Consider the following 10,311-nt stretch of genomic DNA (forward strand, 5'->3'; position numbering starts at 1 on the left):
CTGCCCAACAACGATTGCACGCCCAATACCTTCAGCGAATCGCCGCCCGGCGATTCAATTCAGTCCTCGGTTTCCCCCGGCCCTGTTCGTCATGCCGAAGGTGAAAGCGCGGATGACTGCGGAAATGCCCAGGACGACCAGCGCGACGCCTGAGAAGATCACGAGGAACACCGTCGAACTGATCGGAGAGAAAAGCACGATGATGCCTGCCACGATCGAGAGCACTGCATAGAGGATGGCCCAGCCCGGGTTCGGCGTATGCCAGGATTCGGCGATCGCCACAATGCCCTCTATCAGCCAGCCGATGCCGATGGCCATCGTCACCAGGACAGCCGTGAGCGCGCCCGAAACGGCAGCGTTCTTCAGCACCACCACGCCGCCGATGGCCAGCAGCAAGCCGACTAGGATATCCAGCACGCGCCAGCCGCTTGGCAGTCCCTGCCCTACAACGGCGCTGACGATGCGGATGACGCCGGAGACGACGAAATAGACGCCCAGCACGATAGCCATGCCGGCAAGCACATTGCGCGGCTGGAACAACGCCGCAGCCCCGAGAATGATCGCTGCAACGCCGGCCACGCCGTACAGGATGCGCACCACATTGGTCGCCTCTTTCGACAGCTGATCTTCGATGAGCAGGAACGGGTTGATTGGCCGCTGCGGACCCGAATCCGGATTGATGTCGCTCTTGTTTGGCTCTGACACGGTTTTACCCTTCGTTGTAGTGATAAAGCCGACTCGACGCAATCTGCGAACGGCCTGCATTCTTGAGATTTTATGCACGCCATCTGACACTGCGGCTTCAGCATTCCGAACCCGTCTGCAGCCCGTTGCCAGGGTCCTGCTGCATCCAGCTATGGCGATTCCCGCAACACCCATATGTCATCAAACACGGATAGGGTGAGGCCATGGATACAGCTATGATTTCAGGCCTAGACCCGGCTTCATTTTCCTCGGTCATCAAACCCGGCGACGATCTTTTCCGTTATGTGAACGGACCATGGATCGACACGTATCGTCTGCCTGACGATCGCTCCCGCTATGGCTCCTTCGACAAACTCGCAGAAGACGCCGAGGCGCAGATTCGAGACATTCTCGAAGATGGGCAGTGCTCGGCGGCGAAATCACAGGCACTGTATCGCTCCTTCTGCGATACCGAAGCCATCGAAGCCGCGGGCATCACGCCGATTCAGGCGCGGCTCGACGCCATTGACGCAGCAACCGACAAACCGGGATTGGCCCGCCTGCTTGGCTCGCTCAATCCTGCGGGCGGCCCTGATCTTTTCGACGTCGGCATCTATGGGGATCCGGGGGACCCGGACACCAATATCGTCCATGTCGAGCAGTCGGGCCTAGGCCTGCCCGATGAGGCCTACTATCGCGAGGACCGGTATGCGCCGATCCGCGAACAATACGCCGTCATGGTGGCCAAACTGCTGCTGCTGGCCGGCTGCGGCGATACAGAAACCACGCAGGGCCAAGCCGCTCGTTTCCTTGCCGCCGAGACCCGCATAGCAGCATGCCATTGGGACAACGTGGCCACCCGGGATTCGCAGAAAACCTACAATCCGACGGATTACGCCGCGTTGGCCGCTGCGCTCTCCCACTTCGGCATCGGCGAGTGGGCCCGAGCTTGGCAAGACGCCTATGATGCCACGCCCACGGCAAAAATCATGCCCGTAGACATAACCGCCGTGCTGCAGCGCACCATCGTGCACGAGCCGAGCTTCCTGACCGGTCTGGACGCGTTCTGGGATGCCGCCGAGTTGGAGGATCTCAAACTCTGGGCACGGGTTCATGTCCTGATCGGTTCGGCCCGGCTGCTCAGCCACGATTTCGATCAGACGGTCTTCGATTTCTACGGCAGGGCGCTTTCCGGCGCCAAGCAGCAGCGCGATCGCTGGAAGCGCGCCGTTGCAGTCGTCAATGGCGTATCCGGTGAGGAAGTGGGGCGCGAATACGTCAAACAGCACTTCCCGGAAAGCTCCAAGAAACGCATGGAACTGCTCGTCGGCAATCTCATTGCAGCCTATCGCGTCTCGATCACCAACAGCGACTGGCTTGGCGAGGAGACCAAGGCCAAGGCGCTGGAGAAGCTCGCGAAGTTCACGCCGAAGATCGGGTACACCAATCACTGGCGCGACTACAGCGCCTTGGATGTGCGCGATGACGCCGGGCTGGTAGCCAACATGAGCGCGGCATCGCTGTACGAATCCGGCTTCCAGCTGTCCAAGGCCGGCAAGCCGGTCGACAAGGACGAGTGGCTCATGAACCCGCAGACGGTGAATGCCTATTACGAGCCGTCCATGAATGTCATCGTCTTCCCCGCCGCGATTTTGCAGCCGCCGTTCTTTGATCCCGATGCCGAGGATGCCGCGAATTATGGCGGCATTGGCGCGGTCATCGGCCACGAGATCGGCCACGGCTTCGACGATCAAGGCAGCCAGTACGACGGCGACGGCAAGCTCAATGACTGGTGGACCGCGGAAGACCGCAAGAATTTCGAGGATCTCACTTCGCAACTCATCAAGCAGTATAATGCCTTCGTTCCCAGCCAGCTGGCCGCCAAGTACGCCGATGACCCGAGCAAGGCGCCTCACGTCAACGGCGCGCTGACCATCGGCGAGAACATCGGCGATTTGAGCGGTGTGAACATCGCATTGAAAGCCTATGCTTTCGCGCTTGACGCCGCTGCCGGTCGCGACAACGACGGTTCGCATCCCGCCATCGTGCAGACCCTCGAACAGGCTCCGCAGATCGACGGGTTCACCGGCCTGCAACGCTTCTTCCTGAGCTATGCCTCTGTCTGGCGCACGACGCAGCGCGATGAGCTCGCCGAGCAGCTTCTGCAGATCGATCCGCACTCCCCGGCCGAGTTCCGCACCAACGGCATCGTGCGCAACGTCGACATGTTCTATACGGCATTCGGCGTGCATCCAGAAGACCATATGTGGCTTGCCGAAGACCAGCGTGTGCACATCTGGTAATCGTAGCTGCTGCTAGCGGCGGCTACGATGTCCGCCGCGCCTCTTGGCTAGAATTCAGAGCCGGCGAATTCCTCAACATTCCGGGATTCGCCGGCTTTGACGTTATCCGGCCCTGCATTCCATGGGTCTTCGCCGACGGCCGCATTCATATTCCCGTCATTGCCTGCGGTTTCTTCACCATTCTGATTCCCGCTGCTGCGCTTTTCGCTACCTTGATTCTCGCTGCGTTGACTCCCTCCGGCTGCGAATGATTGGTCGATTCCTGGGTTACCGACTCCTTCCGCCTGTTCATATGATCTCTGCCCATTGGCTGAACCGCTTCCGCCATACGACTGTGGTGATGCGTAAGTGCCATTCGATGGTGGACGCGCATAGCCCGGCTCAGCGGATTGCTCTCTTTGACCGGCATGCTGCTGATTGGTCGTTTGCCCCGGCAACTGACCTGGTGATTGAGCACGGCGTGAAATCTGCCGTTGGAAGGTGTCGACGCCGCGCGTCAAATCGTGTCCTACCGCGCTGGCCTCGATGACGATGCGGCTGCGGTTGTTCCCATCCTGCTGCCATTCCTCGGTGTTCAGCAGCCCGGTGACGATGACCGGGTCCCCCTTGCGCACCGAGGCGAGGATATTCACTGCAAGCGCACGGAACGCTTTGATCGTGATCCAAGTCGTCGGGTGCTCCTTCCACTCGCCGCTGGCGGCATGAAAGGAGCTGCGTGTCGAGCCCACACGAAACGAGCAGGCTCCAGGCCCTCCCTCACGACCGAAACTGATCGGGTCGGCGCCGACGAAGCCGGTAATGGTGATTGTCCCTTGCTGTGCCATAATGCCTCCATTCGTTGTTGGACCGAAGGAACCACGGCGCGCGATGCCCGTCATAATGGGGAGAAACGTGGAAGGCGACAGCGATGTCAACCAACATCGGCCATGCCATGATTCCCTCGGTGATCCAACTATGCAGGATGCCCGAAAATCGACGCAACCGAAAACGGATCCTGTGGTCGAAGGGTACGCGTTCGGCGTGTTGTGGATAGCGTGTGGATAAACACGAGTTGTTCACACGGCAAAAAGCGAAGGGCCCCAATAGCCCGGGCGAATCGGTATTCTGCGACGACTCTTCACTCATTCGTAGTCGTAGAAGCCGTGACCCGCGCCCTTGCCCAGCCTGCCTTTGTCGATGTACTCGGCCTTGATGCGCTCGGCGAACTCGCGCTGCACCGGATTGGCGCTGTCCTTGTTGAGCATGTACGGCGTCATCATGCCGACGACATCGTAGATCTGGAAAGGACCGAGCGGAGCGCCGGTCGCGATGCGCCAAGTCTTGTCGATGTCCTCTGTCGAGGCGACGCCGCGTACCCACAGGTCGGCTGCAGCGCCGAGCAGCGGCACCAACAACGAGTTGAGCACATACCCAGGCTGCTCCTTAAGCACGCGGATCGGCACCATGCCGATCTCCTCGGCGAATTCGGCGACACTCTCGAAGACCTCCGGGTCGGTCTTGGGCTGCGCCATCACTTCGCCGGTGTTGTTTTTCCAGATCTCGTTGGCGAAGTGCAGGGAAAGGAAGCGGTCAGGACGGTCGGTGAACGGCGCAATCTTGCTGGGCAGCAAGGTGGAAGAGTTCGTGCAGAACACCGCCTTGGCCGGGGCGGCTTCACTCACCTTGCGCCACGTATCCTGCTTGATGTCGAGACGTTCGGGAACCGATTCGATGACGATGTCGGCATCGCTGACCGCTTCCTTGAGATCAGAGGTCACACGGATATGGGAAACAGCGGCGTCAAGCGCCTCGTCGGTGGCATCGAGAAGATCGTGCCGATACGCTCTTTTGAGGTATTCCCAACGCTCCGGCAGCTTGGCGAGGATCTCATCGCTGATGTCGTATGCCACGACGTCCTTGCCTTTGTACGCTGCCTGGAAAATGATCTGTGAACCGAGCACACCAGTGCCCAGCACGGTAACATGTTGCATCTTTGCCTTCTTTCAGGGTCTTCGTTGAACCTCGGACCCATTATACGGCAACGGAAGTGGCTCCAAGCGCATTCATCGCGCAGCCCGAACGGAGCTGTGCGATGATACGGCAAACAGCCGGTGCAACAAACCGCATTAGGCTAGCGCAGCGCAGCGAGCCGATCCGCCAACGTGTCTGCAGCGTGCTCTACCGGGACGGCGACCGAGTCGGAGCCGTCGCGGTTGCGGATTTCAATCGTGCCATTGTTCACGGTATCCCGGCCGGCGACGGCCACCAGCGGCACGCCGATCAGCTCAGAATCTTTGAATTTGACGCCGGGCGAAACCTTCAGCCGATCATCGTAGAGCACTTCGATGCCACGTGACTCCAACTCCGCAACCAGTTTGTCGGCGGCCTCAAACGCCTCGTGGTTCTTGCCAGTAGCCAAGACATGCACTTGTGCAGGCGCGATGTTGACCGGCCAGGCCAATCCTTTGTCGTCATGATGCGCTTCGGCGATGCAGGCGAGCACGCGCGAGACGCCGATGCCGTAGGAGCCCATCCACACCGGCACCGCCTTGCCGTTCTGGTCGAGCACCTTAAGATCCAAAGCATTGGAATACTTCAGCCCGAGCTGGAAGACCTGCCCGATTTCCACGCCGCGTTCCAGGCTGAGCGCGCCCGAGCCGTCAGGGCTCAGATCACCGGGACGTACCTCGACGGCTTCGACCGTGCGATCAGCTTCAAAATCACGGCCATACACCAGATCGTAATAGTCGACTTCGTTCTCGTCGGCGCCGGTGAACCATGCGGATCCCTTGGTCACATGCGCATCGATCAGATACCGCACCGGATGTTCGATGCCGGCCGACTTGGCCTGCGGTCCGAGAACCATCGGCCCGATATAGCCCGGAACAAGCTCAGGGTGGCCCTTAAGATCAGTCTCGTTGGCCTCCTCGATTTCGGCGGGTGCGAATTGGGCCTCAAGGCGTTTCATATCGATCTGCCGGTCGCCGGGGACGCCGACGACGACCGCCTCGCGCCACGGCTTGTCGTCCTTGCCGCCGTCAGGATGCTTGACAGCGATGACGACGTTCTTGAGAATGTCAGTCGCCGCCCAGGCACGGCCGTCGGCGCGCGGATAGCGCGCATCGGCGCGAGCGATCATGCCGTCGATGGTTTTGGCGTCAGGCGTGGCCCGCTTTTCGGCGGAGGGAATCTGCGAATAGTCAAGGTCGTCAGTCTTCGGCGTGGTGAGCGCCTCGACATTCCATGCCTTGCCCGAAGGGGCGAGCGCGAACGTGTCCTCGCCGATGGCCAACGGCGCCAGGAATTCCTCGGACTGCGAGCCGCCCATCGGGCCGGACATCGCGCTCACGATCACATAATTGACGCCCAGCCGCCGGAAAATGCGCTCATAGGCGCCGCGCTCGTCGCTGTAGGCCTTGCGCAGCCCCTCCTCATCGATGGTGAAGGAGTAAGCGTCCTTCATAATGAATTCGCGGCCGCGGACCAGCCCGGCGCGCGGACGGAACTCGTCGCGGTATTTGGTCTGGATCTGGTACAAGGTGACCGGCAGATCCTTGTACGACGAGTACATGTCCTTGACCAGCAGCGTGAACATCTCCTCGTGGGTGGGCGCCAGCAGATAGTCGGCCCCGTGGCGGTCCTTGAGCCGGAAGATATTGTCGCCGTATTCCTCCCACCTATGCGTCGCCTCATAGGGTTCGCGCGGCAAGAGCGCAGGGAAGTGCACCTCCTGGGCCCCGATGCCATTGATCTCTTCGCGCACCACGGCTTCGATCTTGTTGAGGACTTGCAGGCCAAGCGGCAGCCAGGTCCAGATGCCAGGGGCCGCCTTGCGGATATAGCCGGCCCGCTGCAGCAAACGCGCGGAATCGACGTCCGCGTCGGCAGGATCCTCGCGCAGCGTGCGCAGGAACAGAGTTGACATACGAAGTGCTGTGAAATTCATGGCTCAAACCTATTCTTTCAAGGGGACAAGGCTGCTGCAGTTCCTGAATCCAATCGTTATACGATGTCTTTCTCGTTGTGCCGGGCCGTCAAGCTAAAGCCAGGCCGAACCGTAAAGCGCAAAGCCCTGTGGCCTTTCCGTAAAAACGAGGTGAGCTGCCGATTCCGGGCTAGCCGTACACTTGGTGTGTGCTTATTGCGACTCATAATGGTAAATTCCACGCCGATGACGTGTTCGGCGTAACCTTGCTCACCGAGCTCTATCCGGATGCCACAGTCATCAGGACCAGGGATCCCAAACGGCTCGCGCCCGCCGACATCGTGCTCGATGTGGGCGGCGTGCATGACGAGACCACGCTGCGCTTCGATCATCATCAGAACTCGGGCGAGACGCGGGAGAACGGCATACGCTATTCCGCATTCGGTCTTCTGTGGCAGCATTACGGCCTGCGGTTCTGCGACAACGATCGCAGCGTGTGGCATCGCATCGATCTCAAGCTCGTGCAGGTCATCGATGCGATAGACAACGGGCAGGATCTTTATTCCGTGTCCGACTTCGGCGTGCAGCCACTGACCGTCTCCGATCTCATCGGCTGGTTCAACGCCATGAGCACACGCGGCGACGAGCAGGACGATGAACAGTTCTTCGTGGCCGTCGCCTTCGCCCGGCAGCTGCTGCTGCGCACGCGCGAGAAAACTCGCGACGCAGTCGAGGGCGAACGCGTCTTCCTTGATGCCTACAAGGCGAGCCGGGACAAGCGCTACGTCATCCTCGACCGTTTCGTTCCGCACGGCCACATCGCGATCAAGCAGCCCGAACTGCTCTATGTCGTCTTCCCCGATTCCACCGAAGGATGGCGGATACAGACGGTTCCGACGCACGACGGCACCTTTGAGGCGCGCATGGACTTGCCGAAGGCGTGGCGTGGCTTGGCCAACGGCGAGCTCGCCGCCGTCACCGGCGTCGCCGACTCGGTGTTCTGCCACCGTACCGGATTCATTGCCGGCACGCAGTCCAAGGAAGGCATCATGGAGCTGCTTCGGCAGGCGCTCGCCCAGCGGGTGCAACCAGCCGCAGCCCAACCGGCTAAATCAGCCGAAGCATAGTCGTCGCGATCTCGGTCGGGACAATTGTGGCGGCGGCTACGGCGGCAGCCTTGGCCGCCATAGCCGAATCGCGACCAGCGGAAATCTCCCGGGCAGCCACACAATTCGCGGCCCGCTGCCTTGACGCTTGAAAACAGGCCTGCTGCCGAAGAGCGAGCCCGGCTCCTTAGTGGCCTTTAGAACAGCTCGTCCTGCATGAACTCGTCCTCGCCTGCGCTCTGTCCGGCTGCACGCCTGGTGAAGGCCGCGACGCCTTCATCGCCGAGTCTGGCGCTGGCGGCCTTGGAATTGTCGCGCAACTGGCCGTCAAGGAACACCGCATCCGGCGAGACGAGGAACGCCCGCTCGTTGATGCCGCCGAGGTAAAGCCCGTCGAGGTTTTCCACACGGGACAACGCCACATAGCCCATGCCCGGAGCGAATGTGCGGCGCAAATCCATCACAGCTCGGTCAAGCGTCATGCCTTGGGATTTATGAATGGTGATCGCCCATGCGCAGCGCAGCGGCACCTGCCTGACCGATGCCAGCACCGTATCGCCGTCCATCGTCTCCCATGATGCCGGCTTCATGGTGACGGTGTTGCCATTCTCGAATTCGACGATCGGCCAGCCACCCTTGGCTTCACTCACAAAGCCGCGCACAGTGCCGATCGAACCGTTCACATACTGGTGCTCGGCATCGTTGCGTAGCGCCATGACGGCTGCGCCGGGCTTCAAAGCCAAATGCTCCGGCGCCAGCATGTTCTTTTTGAGCCGATCCACCAGCTTCGCCTGGCCCGCGGATTCGGCGAAATACTCGTGTGCCGGCTCGGCAATGCGGGCCAATTGAAGATCGTTAAGGCTGTCGGCCTGCTTGTTCACCGGAAAGAGGTGTACGGCCACCTCATTGGGCTTGGGCTGCGTCCCCAGCCGCCCGGCCAGCACGTCATGGTCCTCCTGGGACACCCCGCCTTCGCGGATGTCGGTGAGCACGGTGAGCAGCTGGCCATCATCCTGGCGATGCTGTTCCGTGAGATAGGCGATGACAGGATTGAGCTCGTCCCAGACCAATGATTCGGTGATGAATCCCTCTGGGTTGCGGCCGGCTTTGGCATAACGCTCCCGGGATTCCAGGAACTCGGCGCTCGGCGCCATCAGATCGTTGTTTCTGCCGGACCGGCTCACCGGCGGCAGCTGGAAGAAGTCGCCGGAGAGCACGACCTGCAGCCCGCCGAACGGCTCGGGGCTGTGCCGCAAGGCCCGGCAGACCTGATCGACCATGTCGAAGAGCCATGCGTGCAGCATCGATACCTCGTCAATGACGAGGATGTCGGTAGATTCGATCCGGCGTTTGCGGCGCGAACGGATCTGCCTGAGCAGATTCTGCGTGAGTGCGGTCGACACTCCGACGCCGCTCCAGGAGTGGATGGTCTGGCCATTGATATGCGTCGAGGCGATGCCTGTCGAGGCGGTGACCGCCACATTGGCGCCTTCCGCGCGTGCATGGTTGATGAACTGGTTCAGCACGTAGGTTTTGCCGGCCCCAGGCGCGCCTGTGATGAACGCACTCGCGCCAGCTTCCAGAATCGCCAGTGCCTCGGCCTGCTTCATATTATCCCCTGCCTATCTTGCCTCTCGGCGCAGATGATGCGTGCGAATCAGCCCAACAGCCGATCCAGCACCTGCAGCACGCCATATTGGGTGTTCGCAGGCGCGATGTAATGCGCTGCCTTTTTGAGATCCGGATGCGCATTGCCCATGGCAAAGGACCACTCCCCCGCGTCGAGCATTTCCAAGTCGTTGAGATAATCGCCGAATACAGCAGTCTGTGCAGGCGTGATGTCGAAATGCTTCTGCAGAGCGACTACGCCGCGGCGCTTATCGGTGTCGAGATTCATGATATCGACCCAGTGGGCGCCGGAGACGACCACTTGCAGCTCTTCGCTAAAGCCGGACAGCAGCGCGCCCGCCATGGCTTGGGCTTCGCCGAAGTCGAAGACCGCAGCCTTCAATATGGTGTCCGTCACGCTGTGCAGGTCGTCCACGACAGTGAGCTGGGCGTAATATTTGCGGCATTCGGCGAGGAAATCCGGATCGTGCCGCGAGACATAGGCGCGTTCGGCCGCGCACAGCACAAGGCCAATATCGAAGGCGGGGCCATGCTCGGCCGTTGCCGTCTGCCCGTTCACGCCCACGGCATCGACGATGCGGCGCACGTACGCATCGTCGATGCCCGAAACGGATGCGATCTCGCCGTCTGCGACGACCAGATTACCATTCTCCGCGATGTACGATCCCTTCGGCATCTCCTTGCC

The 10,311-nt window shown here is 60.9% G+C and carries 8 protein-coding genes; 2 read left to right on the forward strand and 6 right to left on the reverse strand.

The annotated features are described in order from the left end of the window. Nucleotides 1-54: 54 nt before the first annotated feature. Entirely contained in the window at nucleotides 55-705 is a 651-nt protein-coding gene (locus LKG04_RS05890) for an HdeD family acid-resistance protein (protein ID WP_291761524.1), read from the reverse strand. A gap of 203 nt (nucleotides 706-908) precedes the next feature. Here LKG04_RS05890 and LKG04_RS05895 point away from each other — a divergent pair, with 203 nt between their 5' ends. Further along, complete coding sequence (locus LKG04_RS05895; RefSeq protein WP_291761522.1) at nucleotides 909-2,987, forward strand: M13 family metallopeptidase; 2,079 nt, start codon at nucleotides 909-911, stop codon at nucleotides 2,985-2,987. Between the two features lie 47 nt (nucleotides 2,988-3,034). Here the strand turns inward: LKG04_RS05895 and LKG04_RS05900 are convergent, their stop codons facing one another. From LKG04_RS05900 to LKG04_RS05910, 3 genes are all read right to left on the reverse strand, one after another. Continuing rightward, entirely contained in the window at nucleotides 3,035-3,811 is a 777-nt protein-coding gene (locus LKG04_RS05900) for a single-stranded DNA-binding protein (RefSeq protein ID WP_291761520.1), read from the reverse strand. A gap of 297 nt (nucleotides 3,812-4,108) precedes the next feature. After that, nucleotides 4,109-4,957, reverse strand: a complete 849-nt coding sequence (locus LKG04_RS05905; RefSeq protein WP_291761518.1) for a 3-hydroxyacyl-CoA dehydrogenase — start codon at nucleotides 4,955-4,957, stop codon at nucleotides 4,109-4,111. A 140-nt stretch (nucleotides 4,958-5,097) separates the two neighbouring features. Continuing rightward, nucleotides 5,098-6,912 (reverse strand): proline--tRNA ligase, encoded by a 1,815-nt coding sequence (locus tag LKG04_RS05910; protein WP_434734854.1) that lies wholly within the window; start codon nucleotides 6,910-6,912, stop codon nucleotides 5,098-5,100. Nucleotides 6,913-7,100: 188 nt separating this feature from the next. On the opposite strand from LKG04_RS05910, the gene LKG04_RS05915 reads away from it, so the two are divergent. Beyond that, nucleotides 7,101-8,018 carry an MYG1 family protein gene (locus tag LKG04_RS05915; RefSeq protein WP_291761514.1) on the forward strand — a complete coding sequence of 306 codons (918 nt, stop codon included), beginning with the start codon at nucleotides 7,101-7,103 and terminating at the stop codon, nucleotides 8,016-8,018. Nucleotides 8,019-8,194: 176 nt separating this feature from the next. Here the strand turns inward: LKG04_RS05915 and LKG04_RS05920 are convergent, their stop codons facing one another. Together LKG04_RS05920 and LKG04_RS05925 are read right to left on the reverse strand one after the other, a co-directional pair. Further along, entirely contained in the window at nucleotides 8,195-9,607 is a 1,413-nt protein-coding gene (locus LKG04_RS05920) for a PIF1 family DEAD/DEAH box helicase (protein WP_291761511.1), read from the reverse strand. A gap of 47 nt (nucleotides 9,608-9,654) precedes the next feature. Next, nucleotides 9,655-10,311: HAD hydrolase family protein (locus LKG04_RS05925; protein WP_291763398.1), on the reverse strand; the 657-nt coding region annotated here is incomplete at its 5' end.

It is taken from the genome of Bifidobacterium sp. (assembly GCF_022640935.1).
In the GTDB taxonomy this organism is placed as follows: Bacteria; Actinomycetota; Actinomycetes; order Actinomycetales; family Bifidobacteriaceae; genus Bifidobacterium.

Excerpts from the sequence above, each read along its gene's own strand:
- LKG04_RS05905 (WP_291761518.1), bottom strand. The coding sequence starts at position 4,957 with ATGCAACATGTTACCGTGCTGGGCACTGGTGTGCTCGGTTCACAGATC.
- LKG04_RS05910 (WP_434734854.1), bottom strand. The coding sequence starts at position 6,912 with ATGAATTTCACAGCACTTCGTATGTCAACTCTGTTCCTGCGCACGCTG.
- LKG04_RS05920 (WP_291761511.1), bottom strand. The coding sequence starts at position 9,607 with ATGAAGCAGGCCGAGGCACTGGCGATTCTGGAAGCTGGCGCGAGTGCG.
- LKG04_RS05900 (WP_291761520.1), bottom strand. The coding sequence starts at position 3,811 with ATGGCACAGCAAGGGACAATCACCATTACCGGCTTCGTCGGCGCCGAC.
- LKG04_RS05895 (WP_291761522.1), top strand. The coding sequence starts at position 909 with ATGGATACAGCTATGATTTCAGGCCTAGACCCGGCTTCATTTTCCTCG.